Source organism: Bradyrhizobium sp. Ken64, assembly GCF_055807555.1.
Window position 1 is genome coordinate 482,959 of the sequence record NZ_JBVVPA010000001.1, and the last position, 17,037, is coordinate 499,995.

Here is a 17,037-nt window from a genome sequence, read left to right on the forward strand (position 1 = left end):
GAGGCATCCGTTCCTGTACGGGAGACACCCCTTTTCCCGCATAACACGAGGACGTGACTGGCCCGCCGCAACCCCGTAATTTCCGCGCCGGCAGCCAAGGAAAACAAAGGAAACGCCATGGACAAGAAGATGCACGACAAGGGCCTGGAAGTCCGCAAAGCGGTGCTGGGCGAGGCCTATGTCAACAACGCCCTGAAGACCGTCGACGATTTCAACCGCCCGTTCCAGGAGATGCTCAACGAATATTGCTGGGGCACGGTGTGGGGCCGCGAGGAGCTGCCGCGCAAGACCCGCAGCATGCTCAACATCGCGATGATCGCGATCCTCAATCGTCAGCACGAATTCCGCGCGCATCTGAAGGGCGCACTCACCAACGGCGTCAGCCGCGACGAGATCCGCGAGATCCTGATGCAGGTCGCGATCTATGGCGGCATGCCGGCCGCAGTCGACAGTTTTCGGATCGCGCGCGAGGTGTTCGCGGAGATCGACGCCAAGGCGTGAGCCGCGCCGGTGTGAGGGACGGTAACGCGACGTCCCTCCTCCACGTCGTCCTGGCGAAAGCCAGGACCCATAGCCACCGGCAGGTGTGGTTACGGGCACTCGGAGTTACCACTTCGCACCACAACATCTCCCTGGGGTAATGGCTCCTGGCTTTCGCCAGGACGACACCGAGGATGGATGCGCGCCGATCAACAACAACGAATATTCAACACAAGGAAACACCATGGACATCGGATTCATCGGCCTCGGAAACATGGGTTTCCCGATGGCGCGGCGGCTGATCGAGGCCGGTAACCGGCTCGTCGTGTTCGACACGCGCCAAGAGGTCGTCGACAAGCTGGTGGCGCGCGGCGCCACTGCGGCGACGTCGCCGAAGGAGGTCGCCGACCAGGTCGATACGGTCATGGCGAGCCTGCCTTCGCTGCAGGCTTCGCTCGCGGTTGCGACGGGGCCGAACGGCGTGATCGAGGGGAGCCGCGTCAAACGCTTCATCGATCTCTCCACCGTCGGCTCGGCGATGGCGGTGAAGATTCACGGCCTGCTCGCCAAGCATGACATCGTGCAGATCGACTGCCCCGTCTCCGGCGGCGTCGGCGGCGCGGAGAAGGGCACGCTGGCGGTGATGGTCTCGGGTCCGAAGACCGAGTTCGAGCTGCTCAAGCCCGCGCTCGACATCATCGGAAAAGTATTCTTCATCGGCGAGAAGCCCGGCGCGGCGCAGACCATGAAGCTCGCCAACAACTTCTTGTCGGCCACCGCGATCGTGGCAACCTCCGAAGCGGTGGTGATGGGCGTCAAGGCGGGGCTCGATCCGGCCGTGATGATCGACGTCATCAATGCCGGCTCCGGCATGAACACCGCGAGCCGCGACAAGTTTCCGCGCTCGGTGCTGCCCCGCAGCTTCGACTTCGGCTTCGCCACGGGACTGATGGTGAAGGACGTGCGGCTCGCGCTGGAGGAGATGAAGCAGCTCGGCCTGTCGATGGAGGTCGCGGATGCGGTCGGCCGGTTGTGGGAGACGGTCATCAGCGCGGAAGGCGCCGAGTCCGATTTCACCGCGGCGATCAAGCCGATCGAGAAGAAGGCGGGTGTTGTGGTGGGCGGCAGGCCACCCAGCTAGCGCCAACACGAGAACGCAGCGCCGAAGACCGGCGCTGCGCTGTCCTCCTTGGATCGATCTGCTACGAGCGGCGTCTGCCAAGTTCCAGAAGGTCGATCGGCTGCTCCAGTTGCAGGGAGGCCGAGCCCCCGCTGCATTTGATGTACTTCTCGTCGCACCTGCGCATGCACCGTCTCTCGCTCGAGCATTTCGCAGCGGTGTTGTTGCAGCTGACCCACGTAACGTCGCACCGCGTGACCCGGGCCGACGCGGCGCCGGAAAGTCCGAGCATGAAGGCCACGCTGCAAGCTACGAAAAGCATGCGAAGCAGGCCGGCGCCGGCGAGCGAATCGTTCATTCCAATCTCCTGTGTTGGCCGGGCACGTCTCCGCCTGCGGCCGAGTGTTTGACGAAGACGCAGTTCAAGCCTTGGCAAGATAGGGAATCGTGCCGGCCAAGTCCGTATCGTCGATCAACTGGAAGCGGCTCTCGCTGCCGCCCCTGCGCGCTGCCGCGAAGCGGCCGTAGGCGGGATCAGTGACGAAAGACTCGGCCGCTTTCGCCGTTGGAAACGACATGATCGCGATCAGTGAGGTGTCGAGAGGGGTACCTTCCAGCGTCTTCACATTGCCGCTGCGCGAAAGGTACTTGCCGCCGTGCTTGTGCACGAGGTCGTGAACGGAGGCCGCATAGTCCGGCACCCATTTTCCGTCGGTTACTTTGATGTCCGCGATCAGATACACTGTCATGTCGTGTCTCCTGGCTCGAGTTCAGCTCCGCGTTGATACAGGCGGGCATCACTGGGGTGCCAGAACACGGCGCGGGCTCGCCAGTACGGGAACTGTAGCGGGGCGATACAAATACTGAATTGCGCCGCCCTGCATCAGCTCGCCAGCTTGCGTTCCTTGGCGAACGGGCTAAGGCCAAGCCAGCTTTGCATGGCCGCGGCAAGCTGCCGGTCGCCGGTGAGCAGCATCCGCCGGCTTGCGACGGCCGCGCGCACGGTATCGAGCCCCATCCAGATCGCCGTCATGGTGCGCAGATCAACCGACACGTAAAGGTCAACGTCGAAACCGGGATCAATCGAGCAGAGGTCGACACTGTCGTCGGGATCGACGATCAGCCACCACAATCGCTGCGTCGAAGGTAACTCCGGATACGCGAACTGCAGCACGCTGCGGCGGGTCGGCATCGGCGTCGTGTTCAAATTCCGCCGCATGTCCCACATCAACAGCTGGACATCGAGATGCTGAAGCGACAGATGCGACTCGATGCGGCGCTGGCCCCAGATGCCGAACGCCTCGACGATGGGGCCGAGTTCGCGTCCGGCTGTGGTCAGCAGATATTCTGTGATACCGCGCTCGGAAGCCGACGCCCGGCGCGTAAGGATGCCGGCGGCTTCGAGCTCCTTGAGACGTTGCGAGAGCAAGGCAGGCGACATCCGCGGAACGCCGCGGCGCAGCTCGTTGAAGCGCGTCGAGCCGGCAATGAGCTCGCGGAGGAGCACGACGGTCCAGCGCGTACATAATATTTCGGCCGCCATCGCGACCGGACAGAACTGCCTGTAGCTGCCGATGGTCATGCGGTCCTCCGTGACAAGCGAAGGCGCAACCTTAGGGCCGCGGCGCGCGGCTTCCTAGTTCAGTTTCTGTATCAGCAGCGATTCATTCTCTGAACTGGCCGCGGACCGTGGTGAGCGTCTATTCGACCGGCATTGGCAAGCCGGCCGCCGCAATCGCGGCCCGCCGGACACAGGAGATTACCATGAAGAAATACGATTCGACGGCTTCCAGATTGCTCGTTTCGGTTCGCAGCGCCGCGATTTGCGCCCTCAGCCTGGGCGTCGGCGTCATGCCGGCGTCCGCAGCCAATCTGACGAGGAGCATCGAGGTCAGCAGTGCTGCGGCCGAGGTGTGGTCCGTCATCGGGCCGTTCTGCGCGATCAAGGACTGGCTGCCGCCGGTGGGGCAGTGCATTGCGGACGGCAAGTCGCCGCCAACCCGGACGCTCGTCACCAGGGACGGCAAGGCTTCGTTCGTGGAGACGCAGACTGCGCGGAACGACAAAGACTACAGCTATTCCTACGCGTTCCTGTCGAGCCCACTGCCGGTGAGCCAGTACAAGTCGACCATCAAGGTCACGGCAAAGGGTGAAGGCGCGTCGGTGGTGACATGGACCGGCATCTACACGCCCGACCCGGGGCGGGAGAAGGAAGCGGTCGATGCCCTCGGCGGCGTCTATGATTCCGGCCTCGCCGCGATCAGGGACCGGTTCAAGAAGTAGGAGTCAATGCAGCGATGGGCGCAGCGGTAGCTGCGCTCATCGTGGACGATCACAGCCTCACAGCCAGGGCGCCGGCGTATCCATCGCGATCAGTTGCTCGACCTCGATGCGCGGACGCACGACGGCGTACTGGTCGCCCTTCACCAGCACCTCGGGCACCAGCGGTCTCGTATTGTAGGTGCCGGCCTGCACCGCGCCATACGCGCCGGCGGTCATGATGGCGATGAGGTCGCCGGGCCTTGGTGTCGGCAGCGTGCGGTCGAGTGCGAGGTAGTCGCCGGTCTCGCAGACCGGGCCGACGACGTCGGCCATGATGGTCGCGGCCCCCTTCGCAGGCTGCGTCACCGGCAGGATGTCGTGATGGGCCTCGTACAGCGTCGGACGGATCAGATCGTTCATGGCGGCGTCGATGATGACGAAATTCTTGCCGTCGCCGTGCTTCACGTAGATCACCTTGGCGACCAGGATGCCGGCATTGCCGACGATCATGCGGCCCGGCTCGAACATCAGCGTGCAGCCGAGATTGTGGCTGACGCGCTTGACCATGGCGGCATAAGCGTCGGGCGCCGGCGGCGCCTCGCGGTCCATGTAATAGGGAATGCCGAGGCCGCCGCCGAAATCGACATGCGAAATGTTGTGGCCGTCGGCGCGCAGCGTCTGCACGAATTCGGACAGGATGCGGAACGCGATCTCCATCTTGGAGAGGTCGGTGATCTGGCTGCCGATATGCACGTCGGTGCCTGTGACCTCGATGCCCGGCAGCTTCGCCGCGCGGGCATAGACCTCGCGGGCATGCGCGATCGGGATGCCGAACTTGTTCTCGGACTTGCCGGTCGAGATCTTTGCATGCGTGCCGGCATCGACGTCAGGATTGACACGGATCGAGATCCGCGCGGTCTTCCCCATCTCGGTCGCAAGGCGCGACAGCAGCTCGAGCTCGGGCTCGGATTCGACATTGAGACAGAGGATGTCGGCGGCCAGCGCGGCACGCAACTCGGCTTCCGTCTTGCCGACGCCGGAGAACAGGATCTTGTTTGCGGGAATGCCGGCGGCCAGCGCGCGCTTCAATTCGCCGCCGGAGACCACGTCGGCGCCGGCCCCCAGCCTGGCCAGCGTGCGCAGTACCGACTGATTGGAGTTCGCCTTCATGGCGTAGCAGACCAGCACCTTCTCGCCCGCGAAGGCGTCGGTGAAAACGCGATAATGCCGCTCGAGCGTCGCGGTCGAATAGCAATAGAACGGCGTGCCGACGGTTGCAGCCAGCTCGGACAGGTTCACCGCCTCGGCGTGCAGCACGCCGTTGCGATAGTCAAAATGGTTCATGGCGTTGGCTCAGTTGCCCCAGCCTATCGGCTGGGTCTTTCGTCCAGGAGCGGGTCGAGGATAAACGGTTTCTTCCTGCCCTTGGTCGCCGCCGGTGCGGCGTCCGCGCCATAGGTGGGATTGAACACGCTCGGCGTCTTCTGGGCTTCGGTCTCGGTATCGGTCGGCGGCGCAACGTTGGCCGTGGACGCGCTGGAGGCGGTCGGCGGCAGATCCAGCGGGCCCTTGCGGCCACAGCCGGCAAGCGCGAGCGCCGTCAGGCTCAAGACAATGATGGCCCACCCCGAGCCGGCCGGGCGAAACTTTGACGTCACGACGAAATCCCCACTACGCGCGGCGCACCATACAGAGATTGGCGCGCTCTGGCGAGACCCGGATGACCATGAAACATAAGCGAAATTTTGCCCTCAGCCCAATTTTCGCTCTTTTTCCAATCGCTTCAGCCAGGCCTTGGCCTGCGCCGCCACGTTCTTCGGCGCGGTGCCGCCGAAGCTGGTCCGGCTCTTCACCGACGATTCGACCGAGAGCACGCCGAGCACGTCCTTCGTGATCTTCGCTTCGATCGCCTGCATCTCCCTCAGCGGCAGCTCGTGCAGCGCCACGCCGCCCTCGGCGGCTTTCGCGACGATGCGGCCGGTGACGTGATGGGCCTCGCGGAACGGCATCTTCAGCGTCCGCACCAGCCAGTCGGCAAGATCGGTCGCGGTGGCATAGCCCTCGCCCGCGGCCGCTTTCATCTTCGCTTCATCGGGCACGAGATCCCGGACCATGCCGGTCATGGCGCGGATCGCGAGTGACAGCGCGGCGAAGCCTTCCATCGCGCCCTGCTTGTCTTCCTGCATGTCCTTTTGATAGGCGAGCGGCAGGCCCTTCATCACGATCAGCAACCCATTGAGCGCGCCGATCACGCGGCCGGTCTTGGCGCGCACCAGCTCGGCGGCGTCAGGATTGCGCTTCTGCGGCATGATCGAGGATCCCGTGGTGAACTTGTCGCTGAGGCGGATCATGCCGACCAGCGGCGAGGTCCAGATCACGATCTCCTCGGCGAAGCGCGACATGTGCACGGCGCAGATCGAGGCCGCCGACAGGGTCTCCAGCACGAAGTCGCGATCGGAGACCGCATCGAGCGAGTTCGCCATCGGACGATCAAAACCGAGCGCCTTCGCCGTGGCGTGACGGTCGATCGGGAACGAGGTACCGGCGAGCGCCGCAGCTCCGAGCGGGGATTCGTTCAGCCGCTTGCGCGCGTCCTGGAACCGGCCGCGATCGCGCGCGGCCATCTCGACATAGGCGAGCAGATGGTGGCCGAAGGTCACCGGCTGCGCGGTCTGCAGATGCGTGAAGCCCGGCATGACCGTTCCGGCATGCTCCAGCGCGCGCTCGACCAGCGCCTGCTGGAACGCGGCGAGCGCGGCGTCGGTCTCATCGAGGACGTCGCGGACATAGAGACGGAAATCGGTCGCGACCTGGTCGTTGCGCGAGCGCGCGGTGTGCAGGCGGCCGGCGGCGGGGCCGATCAGCTCGGACAGGCGGCTCTCGACATTCATGTGAATGTCCTCGAGCGCGCGCTTGAATTCGAAGCCGCCCTTGCCGATCTCTGACAAAATCGTGTCTAGACCCTTGCCGATATTTTTCGCATCAGAGGCCGTGATGATGCCCTGTGCGGCCAGCATCGCGGCGTGGGCCTTGGACGCGGCAATGTCCTGGGCAAAGAGGTGACGATCGACGTCGATGGAGACGTTGATCTCTTCCATGATCTCGTCGGGACGTTCCGAGAACCGGCCGCCCCACATCTTGTTGCTCATGATCCCCTGCTCACGCCTTGCCTGTCTCGTCGCCGCACGTTTGCTGACGGCTGCCAGTCGTATTAAGAGGCCTCTGATAGCCATATCTGCGACCGGATGACAAACGATATGCTCGACCCCAACGATAGGCTCGACCAACGGACAGCACGGTCGGCCACGCGCCGGATCCCCGTCGTGATCGCCACCGTGGTGGTCGGAGGCTTGGCTGGCTTTGCCGCGCTGTACGGGCTGGGCCTGGGCCGGGCTCCCTCCGGCGATCCCGCCTGCCGGGCCGCGGTGAACACCGCACAGAAGATCGCCCCGCTCGCCCATGGCGAGGTGGCGGCGCTAACCATGGCGACCGCACCGCTAAAGCTGCCGGACCTGGCCTTCGAGGACGCCGACGGCAAGCCGAAGAAGCTGTCGGATTTCCGCGGCAAGACGCTGCTGGTGAACCTCTGGGCCACCTGGTGCGTGCCCTGCCGCAAGGAAATGCCGGCGCTCGACGAGCTCCAGGGCAAGCTTTCGGGCCCGAATTTCGAGGTCGTGGCGATCAATATCGACACCCGCGACCCCGAAAAGCCCAAGACGTTCCTGAAAGAGGCCAATCTTATCAGGCTCGGCTATTTCAATGATCAGAAAGCCAAGGTTTTTCAGGATCTTAAGGCGATAGGCCGGGCTTTGGGCATGCCCACCTCGGTGCTGGTCGATCCGCAAGGCTGCGAGATCGCGACGATCGCAGGGCCGGCGGAATGGGCGAGCGAGGATGCGCTCAAGCTGATCCGGGCTGCGACAGGTAAAGCCGCCGCGTCGTTCTAGCCGATGATGTTTTAGGCGGTGACGTTGATGTTGCCGCCGACGCCGGCGCCGACATTGGCGAGCGAGGGCTGTCCGGCGCCGAGCAGCGTCAGGACGGTGGATTTCTCCGCATCCGCGTTCTGCTTCATCAGCGTCGCCGAGATATTCGACTGCAGCGCGCCTTGCTGAGAGGCCAGCATGCTGCTGACCATCGCCATCATGTCCATTACGCAAACCCTCGTACCGCGCGTAACCTAGAGGCGAGCGGTTAACCGGACATGAAAGGTAGGCTTGCTCCGTGCCCCGACGCGGCGCGGCACGAAGTGACGCACCGCAGAGCCGGGACCCATGCTTCAGCATGCACGAGGCTTCTGGGCCCGGCTCTGCTGCGCATCGCTAACGCGCTGCGCAGCGTCCGGGGCACGAGACAGCTTTATCTCGTCGGAACCGGCTTGGCGCCGCGATAGTCATAAAAACCGCGCTGGGTCTTGCGACCGAGCCAGCCTGCTTCGACGTATTTCACCAGCAGCGGGCACGGGCGGTACTTGGAGTCGGCGAGACCTTCATGCAGCACCTGCATGATCGACAAGCAGGTATCGAGACCGATGAAATCGGCGAGCTCCAGCGGGCCCATCGGATGGTGCGCCCCGAGCTTCATCGCCGCGTCGATCGCCTCGACGTTGCCCACGCCTTCGTACAGCGTGTAAATCGCCTCGTTGATCATCGGCAGCAGGATGCGGTTGACGATGAAGGCCGGGAAATCCTCGGAGACCGCGACCTGTTTGCCGAGCTTGCCGACGAATTCCTTTGACGCCTCGAAGGTCTGGTCGTCGGTGGCGATGCCGCGGATCAGCTCCACCAGCTCCATCAGCGGCACCGGATTCATGAAGTGAATGCCGATGAAGCGTTCGGGCCGATCCGTGGCGGCGGCGAGCCGCGTGATCGAGATCGAGGAAGTATCGGAGGCAACGATCGCCTCCGGCTTCAACACGGCGCAGAGCTCGTGGAAAATCTTGCGCTTGACCTCTTCCTTCTCGACCGCGGTCTCGATCACAAGATCGCAGTCCGCGAGATCGTCCAGCTTCTCGCCGGCCACGATACGCGCCATCGCCTTGGTTTTGTCGTCCTCGCTGACGGCCTTTTTGGAGACCTGGCGCGTCAAATTGCCGTTGATCGTGGCCATGCCTGACTTGAGGCGGTCGGTCGAAATGTCGTTGAGCACCACGTCGAAGCCGGCCAACGCAGCGACATGCGCGATGCCATTGCCCATCTGCCCCGCGCCGATCACGCCGACCTTCTTGATTACTGCCGCCATAATGTCATCCACCGGAACGGCGCGCTATCAACCGCGCCTGCCTATCCCCCGAGCCGGGAGATCCGATTTAATCAGAACCCGGCCTCGAAACCTAGATTGGATCGCTTCGAAGGCGTGTCCCGCGCCAAAGAAAACGCCTCAAAAAGCAACACCGGCCGGAGTTTATGGCTCCGGCCGGTGTTTTAGCGCGTTTACTTGCCGAGCTTGCCGAGTTCGGCCGTCAGCTCCGGAACCGCCTGGTAGAGGTCGGCGACCAAGCCGTAATCGGCGACCTGGAAGATCGGCGCGTCCTCGTCCTTGTTGATCGCGACGATCACCTTGGAGTCCTTCATGCCGGCCAGATGCTGGATCGCGCCGGAAATGCCGACGGCGACATAGAGCTCGGGGGCCACGACCTTGCCGGTCTGGCCGACCTGCCAGTCGTTCGGCGCATAGCCCGCATCCACCGCGGCACGCGAAGCGCCGACACCGGCGCCGAGCTTGTCGGCGAGCGGCTCGATGTACTTTGCGAAATTCTCGCGGCTCTGCATGGCGCGGCCACCGGAGACGATGATCTTGGCCGAGGTCAGTTCGGGACGGTCGCTCTTTGCGACTTCCTCGCCGACAAAGGACGACAGGCCCGGATCGGCCGCCGCCGCGACGCTCTCGACCGACGCGCTGCCGCCTTCACCTGCTGCGGCGAAGGTGGAGGTGCGCACCGTAATGACCTTCTTGGCGTCCTTCGACTTCACCGTCTGGATGGCGTTGCCGGCGTAGATCGGACGCTCATAGGTGTCGGGGGCGACCACCTTGGTGATCTCCGAGACCTGCATGACGTCGAGCAGGGCCGCGACGCGCGGCATCACGTTCTTGAAGCGCGAGGTCGCGGGCGCGACGATGGCGTCGTAGGACGGCGCCAGCGAAACGATCAGCGCGGCCAGTGGCTCGGCCAGATCGTGCGCGTAAAGCGCGCCGTCGGCGAGCAGCACCTTCTTCACACCGGCGAGCTTTGCCGCGGCGTCCGCCGCGGCCTTGGCGTTCTCGCCGGCCACCAGAACCTCGACGTCCGCGCCGAGCGCGGCCGCTGCGGTCAGGGCCTTGTTGGTCGCATCCTTGAGCGACGCATTGTCGTGTTCGGCAATAAGAAGCGTCGTCATCAGAGCACCCCGGCTTCGTTCTTGAGTTTCGACACCAGTTCGGCGACGTCCTTGACCTTGACGCCCGCCTTGCGGCCCGCCGGCTCGGTCGTGTTGAGGACCTCGAGGCGGGGGGTGGGGTCGACGCCGTAATCGGCCACGGTCTTGTCCGCAATCGGCTTCTTTTTGGCCTTCATGATGTTCGGCAGCGAGGCGTAGCGCGGCTCGTTGAGACGGAGATCGGTGGTGACGATCGCCGGTCCCTTCAGCTTCACGGTCTGCAAGCCGCCGTCGACTTCGCGGGTGACCTTGAAGTCACTGCCTTCGACCTCGAGCTTCGAGGCGAAGGTCGCCTGCGACCAGCCGAGCAGCGCGGCCAGCATCTGGCCGGTCTGATTGCTGTCGTCGTCGATCGCCTGCTTGCCGAGAATGATCAGGCCCGGCTGCTCTTCGTCCGCAATCTTCTTCAGGATCTTGGCGACGGCGAGCGGCTCGACCGCGCCATCGGCCTTCACCAGGATGCCGCGATCGGCGCCCATGGCGAGACCGGTGCGGATCGTTTCCGAGGCCTGCGCCGGTCCGATGGAGACCACCACGACTTCGGTCGCCTTGCCGGCTTCCTTCAGGCGCAGCGCTTCTTCGACCGCAATTTCGTCGAATGGGTTCATCGACATTTTGACATTGGCGAGTTCAACGCCCGATCCATCGCTCTTGACGCGGACCTTGACGTTGTAATCGACCACCCGCTTTACCGGCACCAAGACCTTCATCGATCCTCTTTCACTCAATCTGGGAGGGGGTTTATCAACTGGCGCGGAACCTAAAGGCCTGATCCGGCCCGGTCAACGCGCGATGGGGTGTAATTTTGGCGCTCAGAAATGCGCCGCCTGATGGGTCAGCGATTCTGGCCCGGAACCCAGAGCACGTCGCCGGCGCCGTCATCGTTACTGGCGCGGCTGGCCACGAACAGGAAGTCCGACAGGCGGTTCATATACTGGATGCCAATGGCACCCACAGGCTCTTCCGGCCGCGCCGCCAGTTCCACCATCACGCGTTCCGCCCTGCGGCAAATCGTACGGGCGACATGGAGGTAGGCGGCGGCTGGCGTGCCGCCCGGCAGCACGAACGAGGTCAGGGGTGCCAGCTTGTCGTTGAGCGCGTCGATGTCGCGCTCGAGCCGCTCGACCTGGCTCGCCACCACCCGCAGCCGCTCCGCCTTGCCCTCACGTTCGGGCACCGCGAGGTCCGCGCCGAGGTCGAACAGATCGTTCTGAATGCGGCCAAGCATCGCGTCGAGCTCGGGCGCATCCCTGGTGTGAAGCCGGACCACGCCGATCGCAGCATTGGTCTCGTCGACCGTGCCATAGGCCTCGATGCGCAGATCATATTTCGGCCGGCGCTCGCCCGAGCCGAGCGCTGTCGTGCCGTCGTCACCGGTTTTCGTATAGATGCGGTTGAGCACGACCATGTTAACGCCCCATCGCCCACACGGCGACCATCGCGATGACGATCGCCACGAACTGAAGCAGCACGCGCCAGCGCATCAGCTTCTGCGAGGTGTTGGGCGAGCCGCCGCGCATCATGTTGATGAGACCGAGCAGCAGCACCAACGCCACGGCGCCGGCCGCGATCGGCAGGATGAAAGTACTCAGGAGGGATGCCATCCGAGGGTAGATAACACCCTGCGCGCCGGTCCGCCATGGCGTTCCCGATCTGGCTTTTAAGCCAATAATATCAGAAGCTAGCTGGATGAATCTGGATTTGCGCGAACTGCCCATCCTCTTCGCCTCTCCCCGCTTGCGGGAAGAGGCCGGAATGCGCTTCCCGCGCGCGGGAAGAGGACATGGCAACAGCAGTGCAGGTGGCGCGTGAAGGCAATCCGCACCATCTACGTCGTCGTGATGGACGCGTTCTACACGTTCCTGGCCGACGATGGCTGGGCGATCGCGAGCCATATCGCGCTGTCGACTCTGATGGCGCTGTTCCCGTTCCTGATCGTGCTGACCTCGCTCGCCGGCTTCTTCGGCTCTAAGGAACTCGCGGACCAGGCGGCCAGCCTGATGCTCCAGGTCTGGCCCAAGCAGGTCGCGGATTCGATCTCGGGGGAAGTCCACGACGTGCTGACCACGACCCGCACCGGCCTATTCACCATCGGTGCGGTGCTGTCGGTCTACTTCGCCTCCAACGGCGTCGAGGCGCTGCGGGTCGCGCTCAACCGCGCCTATGCGGTCGTGGAGATGCGGCCCTGGTACTGGCTTCGGCTGGAATCGATCGCATACACGCTGATTGCGGCCTTCACCGCGCTCGCCATGGCATTCCTGATCGTGCTCGGGCCGCTGCTCATCGAGGCCGCGCGTGCGCACATTCCGCTGTTCGTTGAATCCAACGAGAGGATCCTCACCTGGCTGCGCTACGGCATCACCGTCGCCGCGTTGGTGGTGGCGCTGATCATCCTGCATACCTGGCTGCCGGCGGGACGGCGTCGGTTCCTCCAGATCCTGCCCGGCATCGTCTTCACCATCGTGGCGTCGCTGATCTCGGGCATCGTCTTCGGCCAGTACCTCGCGCGCTTCGCCAACAATTACGTGACAATGTATGCCGGGCTCGCCTCGGTGATCATCGCGCTGGTGTTCCTCTACTTCATCGCCGCGATCTTCGTTTTCGGCGGCGAGCTCAACGCCGCGATCATCAAGTCGCGGCTTCCTCACGGCGTGTCGCTGCAAGCAGCGCAGTCGCTAGCGCCCGCGGAGACACAGGCTTGACCAGAAAGGCGTCGGCGCCGGCCTCGCGTGAGGCGACTTCGTCTTCGCCGCGACCTGACACCCCGATGATGGGGATCTGAGCCAACGGCGTCGCCATGGTGCGGATCCGCCTGATCGCCTCGACGCCATTGATGCCCGGCAGCACCATATCCATCAGCACCGCGTCGAAGGCGCCCTGCGCGAGCCGGTTCACCGCGTCCTCGCCGCGCCCGATGAACTCGGCATGATGGCCGAGCTCGGTCAGGATGGTGTTGAGCACGACGCGGCCGAACGGATTGTCCTCGACGCTGAGCAAGCGCAGCGCCGGGACTGCATCCATCCCGGCTTCGCGCTTCGCCCTGCTGGACTTGCCCGATCCCGTGGCATCCACCGAGACCGTCAACGTGAAGGTGGCGCCGCCGCCGGGCCGGGGGGCGACCGTGATGTCGCCGCCCATCGCGCGCGCCAGCTGCTTCACCGACGACAGGCCCAGTCCGGCGCCGCCGAAGCGCGAGGCGATGGTGACATTGGCCTGGGTAAACGGCCGGAACAGCCGCTTGATCTCGGCCATGGTGAGGCCGATGCCGCTGTCGGACACGGCGAAGGCGACGCCGATGCTGCCTTTACCCTTGGCTTTGCCTTTGCTCTTGGTCTTGTCCTTGCTCTTGACGGAACGCCAAGGCGCGACCGTGAGCGCCACGCCACCGTGCTCGGTGAATTTCACGGCATTGTCGATCAGGTTCTCGAGCGCGGCGCGCAGGCGGACGGGATCACCGACCACCAGCCCCGGCAGCTTCTCCGAGATATCGACCTTGGCCTGGAGACCCTTGGCCGCGGCGCGACCGGCCAGCGAATCGCCGGCGTTGCGGGCAAGAGTCCGCAGGTCGAACAAATCCTGCCGCAGCGTGCTTCCACCCCCGCCCCCCTTCCCGACGCCCTTGCCGGTTCTGGCGGCATCGACGAACAGGGTGGCGAGGTTCGCCAGATGCTCGGCCCCGGCCTTGATCGTGTCGGCCCAGCGTCTTTCCCGTTCGCCGAGATCCGACGTCGCGAGCAGGTCGCTGATCGCGAGAATGCCGGTCAGGGGGGTGCGGACCTCATGGGCAAAGGCGGCAAGCGCGGCCTGGACGACGTCCGGCTCGACCCGCTTGGTGCTGCGCTTGCCCAACCGGGCGGTCGGCCCGGAGCGCTTCCGAGCCACTCGCTTGGACGTCCCCGTAGTGCGCGCTGCGCGCGTTTTCGCCGCCATAACTCCCCTTCGAAGTATCCCCTTCGAACCCGGGCCGTGAGGCGAGCATGGCACGGCGGAACACCCGGAGTCACGGTAGCGTTTGGCTAACCCCCAGAGAAACTTAACCTAATCCCACCAGCTGGCGGATACCGGCCGGCGTGGCGCCGGCAGCGCGCAATTCACGCAGGCCGGTCGAGCTGGTTGATTTCGACAGCTTCCGGCCGCCCTCGTCGCGAAGTAGCCCATGGTGGCGGTAGACGGGTTCGGGCAGGCGGAGCAGAACCTGAAGCAGACGGTGGACCGAAGTGGCGTGGAACAGGTCCTGGCCCCGCACGATCTCGCTGATGTCCTGGAGCGCATCGTCGACAACGACGGACAAATGGTAACTCGTCGGCGTCTCCTTGCGAGCCAGAATGACGTCGCCCCAGGCTTCTGGCCGCGCCGGGACAACGCCACGCTCACCATCGGGCCCCTCGCCCAGTTCGGTCCAGCTCAGGCCGGCGGCGCGGCGGCAGGCCGCCGCCATGTCGAGCCGAAGCGCATAAGGCGCGCCGGTGTCGATGAGGCGATCGCGCTCGTCGGCGGACAGCGATCTGGCGTCGCCGGGATAGAGCGGCGCGCCGTCGGGATCGCGCGGCCACGGCCCATCCGCTTCACGCGCCACAACCAGCCTTGCGATATCGGCGCGGCTTTCGAAGGCTGGATAGACCAGGCCAAGCGCCGAGAGCCTGTCCAGCGCCGCGCGATACGCGTCGAGATGCTCCGACTGCCGCCGCACCGGCGTCTCCCAGGCAATGCCGAGCCAGGCGAGGTCTTCGTCTATCGCCGTCTCATACTCCGGCCGGCAACGCGTCGCGTCGATATCCTCAATGCGGAGCAGCAACCGCCCGGCGGTCTCTCGCGCGCGGTCGGAATTCAACAGCGCTGAATAGGCGTGGCCAAGGTGCAGGTAGCCGTTCGGACTCGGGGCAAATCGGAAAACGGGTGGCGACATGCTTCGGAACTCATCATGGCCAGGCTTCACCGTCACGGTTGTCATTCCGGGGCGGTTCGCAGGACCGAACCCGGAATCTCGAGATTCCGGGCTCGCCCCGGAATGACCGAGTAAGATATTCGGTACGCGGTCAAGCCCGCGCATGACAAGTTGAGCAAGCCATGACCATTCACCTCGAGACCCAGTCCGACCTCGAAGAAGCCGTCCACGCGCTGGTCAAGCGCGATCTGCGCCTGAAGCCCGTGCTGGCGACTGCCGGCATGCCGGCATTGCGCCGGCGCGAGCCGGGTTTTACGGGGCTTGCCCACATCGTTTGCGGGCAACAGCTCTCGACTGCGAGCGCCGCGGCGATCTGGGGACGGCTGTCCGCCGCGTTCGATCCGTTCGACCATGACGCGGTGCGACGCGCGCGCACCGACCGGCTGGGGCGGCTCGGCCTGTCCGCCGCCAAGATCAAGACGCTGAAACATCTCGCGCGCGAGATCACCGCAGAGCGGCTGAACCTCGACGTGCTCGGCGAAGAAGACGCCGATGCCGCGCATCACACGCTGATCGCACTGCCCGGCATCGGACCGTGGACGGCGGACGTCTATCTGCTGTTCTGCCTCGGCCATGGCGACGCCTGGCCGGCGGGCGACCTTGCTGTGCAGGAGGGGATCAAGATTGGCCTCGGCTTGCAGGCGCGGCCGACGGAGAAGCAGATGGCGCCGCTCGCCGAACCCTGGCGCCCCCTGCGCGGCGCGGCGGCACATCTGTGGTGGAGCTATTATCGCGCGGTGAAAAAACGCGAGGGCGTGCTCGCCGGATCAGCTTAGCCCCGCAGCCTGACGCGATCGGTCCGGGCGCAAGCGGCGACGAAGTCGACCACGGCCCGCACCGCCGGCAGTTCGACGAGGTCGGGATGGGCGAGCAGCCACAGGTCCGCCACGCTGGCAAGCTTCTGCGGCGCGACACGCACGAGATCGGGATAGCTTTCCGCGACAAAACACGACAGGGCGGTGATTCCGAGTCCGGCGCGGACCGCCGCCAGCATGTCGCCCTGGGACGAGCAACGCATCACCACCCTGGCCTGACGCGTGACGACGTCGCTCCAGCGCGCAAGCTGGGCGTTGGAGGTCTGGTCGGCGAAACCGATGACGCTGTGCCCCTTCCACTCGCCGCGCCGTTCCGGCAAGGACCGCCCGCCCACGTACTCCCGCGAGGCGTAGAATCCCGTGCCGAGACGGCCGATCTTGCGGCCGACCAGATTTTCCTCGCCGCTGTCGAAGGGCCGCAGCACCACATCCGCCTCGCGCCGGCGCACGCTCGCCGGAAACGGATGGGTGATGATCTCGAGCTGGACGTGATCATGCGCGCGCAGGAAAGCAGGCAGGCGCGGCATCAGCCAATGCGAGGCCAGCGTCGCGCCGATCGACAGCTTGACGGTCCCGCGCGCCTTGTGCCCTCCGGCCGAGACGGCCGTCTCCGCCCGCAGCGCGGCCGCCGCCATCGCCTCGGCGTGCTCGCGCAGTGTCCGTCCATCCGCGGTCAGCGCCAGGCCGTCGGCGGCGCGCGCCACCAGCCTGGTACCGAGCTGGGCTTCCAGCGCCGCGATCTTGCGGCTGACAGTGGGATGGCTGCTGTGCAGCCGGCGTGCCGCGCCGGTGAAGCTGCCGGTATCGGCCACGGCGACGAAGGTCTTGCAAAGGTCCCAGTCCATGCGCAGCCTCTGTTCAAATCTGAATAGTCATCCGTTCAATATTGAACGATCGGAGGCCGCACTCCAACCCTATAATGGCGTCAAATGAAACATGGGCGGCAACTCGCCCGCGACGATCAACAGGGAAACGCCTCGTCATCCGCCTGCCGGCGGG

The 17,037-nt window shown here is 65.0% G+C and carries 21 protein-coding genes; 6 read left to right on the forward strand and 15 right to left on the reverse strand.

Annotated features, from left to right (window positions below; genetic code table 11):
- Nucleotides 1-117 precede the first annotated feature (117 nt).
- Together AC0L2F_RS02330 and AC0L2F_RS02335 are read left to right on the forward strand one after the other, a co-directional pair.
- On the forward strand, nucleotides 118-501 hold the full coding sequence (locus AC0L2F_RS02330) for a carboxymuconolactone decarboxylase family protein (RefSeq protein ID WP_007615302.1): 384 nt from the start codon (nucleotides 118-120) through the stop codon (nucleotides 499-501).
- 223 nt (nucleotides 502-724) lie between these two features.
- A complete protein-coding gene (locus AC0L2F_RS02335) occupies nucleotides 725-1,621 on the forward strand; it encodes an NAD(P)-dependent oxidoreductase (protein ID WP_473247348.1) in 897 nt (298 codons plus the stop codon).
- 61 nt (nucleotides 1,622-1,682) lie between these two features.
- Here the strand turns inward: AC0L2F_RS02335 and AC0L2F_RS02340 are convergent, their stop codons facing one another.
- The 3 genes from AC0L2F_RS02340 to AC0L2F_RS02350 form a co-directional block, all read right to left on the reverse strand.
- Nucleotides 1,683-1,958, reverse strand: a complete 276-nt coding sequence (locus tag AC0L2F_RS02340; RefSeq protein WP_063994098.1) for a hypothetical protein — start codon at nucleotides 1,956-1,958, stop codon at nucleotides 1,683-1,685.
- Between the two features lie 64 nt (nucleotides 1,959-2,022).
- Nucleotides 2,023-2,349, reverse strand: a complete 327-nt coding sequence (locus tag AC0L2F_RS02345) for a DUF1330 domain-containing protein (RefSeq protein ID WP_473247349.1) — start codon at nucleotides 2,347-2,349, stop codon at nucleotides 2,023-2,025.
- A gap of 134 nt (nucleotides 2,350-2,483) precedes the next feature.
- Nucleotides 2,484-3,182: a winged helix-turn-helix transcriptional regulator gene (locus AC0L2F_RS02350; protein WP_063994099.1), complete on the reverse strand. Its 699-nt coding sequence runs from the start codon at nucleotides 3,180-3,182 to the stop codon at nucleotides 2,484-2,486.
- 182 nt (nucleotides 3,183-3,364) lie between these two features.
- Here AC0L2F_RS02350 and AC0L2F_RS02355 point away from each other — a divergent pair, with 182 nt between their 5' ends.
- A complete protein-coding gene (locus AC0L2F_RS02355; protein WP_007615307.1) occupies nucleotides 3,365-3,883 on the forward strand; it encodes an SRPBCC family protein in 519 nt (172 codons plus the stop codon).
- A 57-nt stretch (nucleotides 3,884-3,940) separates the two neighbouring features.
- On the opposite strand, the gene lysA is transcribed toward AC0L2F_RS02355, so the two are convergent.
- The 3 genes from lysA to argH form a co-directional block, all read right to left on the reverse strand.
- The gene (gene lysA, locus AC0L2F_RS02360; protein WP_473247350.1) at nucleotides 3,941-5,206 is read right to left on the reverse strand and encodes a diaminopimelate decarboxylase; all 1,266 of its coding nucleotides are present in this window, start codon (nucleotides 5,204-5,206) and stop codon (nucleotides 3,941-3,943) included.
- Between the two features lie 23 nt (nucleotides 5,207-5,229).
- On the reverse strand, nucleotides 5,230-5,520 hold the full coding sequence (lptM, locus tag AC0L2F_RS02365) for an LPS translocon maturation chaperone LptM (protein ID WP_007615309.1): 291 nt from the start codon (nucleotides 5,518-5,520) through the stop codon (nucleotides 5,230-5,232).
- A gap of 93 nt (nucleotides 5,521-5,613) precedes the next feature.
- Nucleotides 5,614-7,011 (reverse strand): argininosuccinate lyase, encoded by a 1,398-nt coding sequence (gene argH, locus AC0L2F_RS02370; RefSeq protein WP_473247351.1) that lies wholly within the window; start codon nucleotides 7,009-7,011, stop codon nucleotides 5,614-5,616.
- A 108-nt stretch (nucleotides 7,012-7,119) separates the two neighbouring features.
- Between argH and tlpA the strand changes: the two genes are divergently transcribed.
- The gene (gene tlpA / locus AC0L2F_RS02375) at nucleotides 7,120-7,809 is read left to right on the forward strand and encodes a thiol:disulfide interchange protein TlpA (RefSeq protein ID WP_063994103.1); all 690 of its coding nucleotides are present in this window, start codon (nucleotides 7,120-7,122) and stop codon (nucleotides 7,807-7,809) included.
- An 11-nt stretch (nucleotides 7,810-7,820) separates the two neighbouring features.
- Here the strand turns inward: tlpA and AC0L2F_RS02380 are convergent, their stop codons facing one another.
- The 6 genes from AC0L2F_RS02380 to AC0L2F_RS02405 all read right to left on the reverse strand — a co-directional run bounded on the left by AC0L2F_RS02380 (nucleotide 7,821) and on the right by AC0L2F_RS02405 (nucleotide 11,882).
- Nucleotides 7,821-8,015, reverse strand: coding sequence for a putative motility protein (locus tag AC0L2F_RS02380; protein ID WP_007597338.1), 195 nt, complete (start codon nucleotides 8,013-8,015; stop codon nucleotides 7,821-7,823).
- A gap of 206 nt (nucleotides 8,016-8,221) precedes the next feature.
- Nucleotides 8,222-9,103, reverse strand: a complete 882-nt coding sequence (locus AC0L2F_RS02385; RefSeq protein WP_063994104.1) for a 3-hydroxybutyryl-CoA dehydrogenase — start codon at nucleotides 9,101-9,103, stop codon at nucleotides 8,222-8,224.
- A 191-nt stretch (nucleotides 9,104-9,294) separates the two neighbouring features.
- Nucleotides 9,295-10,239, reverse strand: a complete 945-nt coding sequence (locus tag AC0L2F_RS02390) for an electron transfer flavoprotein subunit alpha/FixB family protein (protein ID WP_027514159.1) — start codon at nucleotides 10,237-10,239, stop codon at nucleotides 9,295-9,297.
- Complete coding sequence (locus AC0L2F_RS02395) at nucleotides 10,239-10,988, reverse strand: electron transfer flavoprotein subunit beta/FixA family protein (RefSeq protein WP_063994106.1); 750 nt, start codon at nucleotides 10,986-10,988, stop codon at nucleotides 10,239-10,241. The genes AC0L2F_RS02390 and AC0L2F_RS02395 overlap by 1 nt, the downstream gene beginning before the upstream one ends.
- 125 nt (nucleotides 10,989-11,113) lie before the next feature.
- Nucleotides 11,114-11,686 carry a cob(I)yrinic acid a,c-diamide adenosyltransferase gene (locus AC0L2F_RS02400; RefSeq protein ID WP_063994107.1) on the reverse strand — a complete coding sequence of 191 codons (573 nt, stop codon included), beginning with the start codon at nucleotides 11,684-11,686 and terminating at the stop codon, nucleotides 11,114-11,116.
- Nucleotide 11,687: 1 nt separating this feature from the next.
- Complete coding sequence (locus tag AC0L2F_RS02405) at nucleotides 11,688-11,882, reverse strand: twin transmembrane helix small protein (protein WP_035974492.1); 195 nt, start codon at nucleotides 11,880-11,882, stop codon at nucleotides 11,688-11,690.
- Nucleotides 11,883-12,086: 204 nt separating this feature from the next.
- Between AC0L2F_RS02405 and AC0L2F_RS02410 the strand changes: the two genes are divergently transcribed.
- Complete coding sequence (locus tag AC0L2F_RS02410) at nucleotides 12,087-12,980, forward strand: YihY/virulence factor BrkB family protein (RefSeq protein ID WP_007615318.1); 894 nt, start codon at nucleotides 12,087-12,089, stop codon at nucleotides 12,978-12,980.
- Here AC0L2F_RS02410 and AC0L2F_RS02415 read toward each other — a convergent pair.
- Together AC0L2F_RS02415 and gluQRS are read right to left on the reverse strand one after the other, a co-directional pair.
- On the reverse strand, nucleotides 12,907-14,208 hold the full coding sequence (locus AC0L2F_RS02415; RefSeq protein ID WP_007615319.1) for an ATP-binding protein: 1,302 nt from the start codon (nucleotides 14,206-14,208) through the stop codon (nucleotides 12,907-12,909). The two genes, AC0L2F_RS02410 and AC0L2F_RS02415, sit on opposite strands and share 74 nt — an antisense overlap.
- A gap of 103 nt (nucleotides 14,209-14,311) precedes the next feature.
- Nucleotides 14,312-15,184, reverse strand: a complete 873-nt coding sequence (gene gluQRS, locus AC0L2F_RS02420; RefSeq protein WP_473247352.1) for a tRNA glutamyl-Q(34) synthetase GluQRS — start codon at nucleotides 15,182-15,184, stop codon at nucleotides 14,312-14,314.
- 161 nt (nucleotides 15,185-15,345) lie between these two features.
- On the opposite strand from gluQRS, the gene AC0L2F_RS02425 reads away from it, so the two are divergent.
- A complete protein-coding gene (locus AC0L2F_RS02425; RefSeq protein ID WP_473247353.1) occupies nucleotides 15,346-15,999 on the forward strand; it encodes a DNA-3-methyladenine glycosylase family protein in 654 nt (217 codons plus the stop codon).
- On the opposite strand, the gene AC0L2F_RS02430 is transcribed toward AC0L2F_RS02425, so the two are convergent.
- Nucleotides 15,996-16,883, reverse strand: a complete 888-nt coding sequence (locus AC0L2F_RS02430; RefSeq protein WP_473247354.1) for a LysR family transcriptional regulator — start codon at nucleotides 16,881-16,883, stop codon at nucleotides 15,996-15,998. The two genes, AC0L2F_RS02425 and AC0L2F_RS02430, sit on opposite strands and share 4 nt — an antisense overlap.
- Nucleotides 16,884-17,037 lie beyond the last annotated feature (154 nt).

Coding starts and splice junctions, on each gene's coding strand:
- AC0L2F_RS02330 (WP_007615302.1), top strand. CDS start 118: ATGGACAAGAAGATGCACGACAAGGGCCTGGAAGTCCGCAAAGCGGTG.
- AC0L2F_RS02335 (WP_473247348.1), top strand. CDS start 725: ATGGACATCGGATTCATCGGCCTCGGAAACATGGGTTTCCCGATGGCG.
- AC0L2F_RS02340 (WP_063994098.1), bottom strand. CDS start 1,958: ATGAACGATTCGCTCGCCGGCGCCGGCCTGCTTCGCATGCTTTTCGTA.
- AC0L2F_RS02345 (WP_473247349.1), bottom strand. CDS start 2,349: ATGACAGTGTATCTGATCGCGGACATCAAAGTAACCGACGGAAAATGG.
- AC0L2F_RS02350 (WP_063994099.1), bottom strand. CDS start 3,182: ATGACCATCGGCAGCTACAGGCAGTTCTGTCCGGTCGCGATGGCGGCC.
- AC0L2F_RS02355 (WP_007615307.1), top strand. CDS start 3,365: ATGAAGAAATACGATTCGACGGCTTCCAGATTGCTCGTTTCGGTTCGC.
- lysA (WP_473247350.1), bottom strand. CDS start 5,206: ATGAACCATTTTGACTATCGCAACGGCGTGCTGCACGCCGAGGCGGTG.
- argH (WP_473247351.1), bottom strand. CDS start 7,011: ATGAGCAACAAGATGTGGGGCGGCCGGTTCTCGGAACGTCCCGACGAG.
- tlpA (WP_063994103.1), top strand. CDS start 7,120: ATGCTCGACCCCAACGATAGGCTCGACCAACGGACAGCACGGTCGGCC.
- AC0L2F_RS02380 (WP_007597338.1), bottom strand. CDS start 8,015: ATGGACATGATGGCGATGGTCAGCAGCATGCTGGCCTCTCAGCAAGGC.
- AC0L2F_RS02385 (WP_063994104.1), bottom strand. CDS start 9,103: ATGGCGGCAGTAATCAAGAAGGTCGGCGTGATCGGCGCGGGGCAGATG.
- AC0L2F_RS02390 (WP_027514159.1), bottom strand. CDS start 10,239: ATGACGACGCTTCTTATTGCCGAACACGACAATGCGTCGCTCAAGGAT.
- AC0L2F_RS02395 (WP_063994106.1), bottom strand. CDS start 10,988: ATGAAGGTCTTGGTGCCGGTAAAGCGGGTGGTCGATTACAACGTCAAG.
- AC0L2F_RS02400 (WP_063994107.1), bottom strand. CDS start 11,686: ATGGTCGTGCTCAACCGCATCTATACGAAAACCGGTGACGACGGCACG.
- AC0L2F_RS02405 (WP_035974492.1), bottom strand. CDS start 11,882: ATGGCATCCCTCCTGAGTACTTTCATCCTGCCGATCGCGGCCGGCGCC.
- AC0L2F_RS02415 (WP_007615319.1), bottom strand. CDS start 14,208: ATGGCGGCGAAAACGCGCGCAGCGCGCACTACGGGGACGTCCAAGCGA.
- gluQRS (WP_473247352.1), bottom strand. CDS start 15,184: ATGTCGCCACCCGTTTTCCGATTTGCCCCGAGTCCGAACGGCTACCTG.
- AC0L2F_RS02425 (WP_473247353.1), top strand. CDS start 15,346: ATGACCATTCACCTCGAGACCCAGTCCGACCTCGAAGAAGCCGTCCAC.
- AC0L2F_RS02430 (WP_473247354.1), bottom strand. CDS start 16,883: ATGGACTGGGACCTTTGCAAGACCTTCGTCGCCGTGGCCGATACCGGC.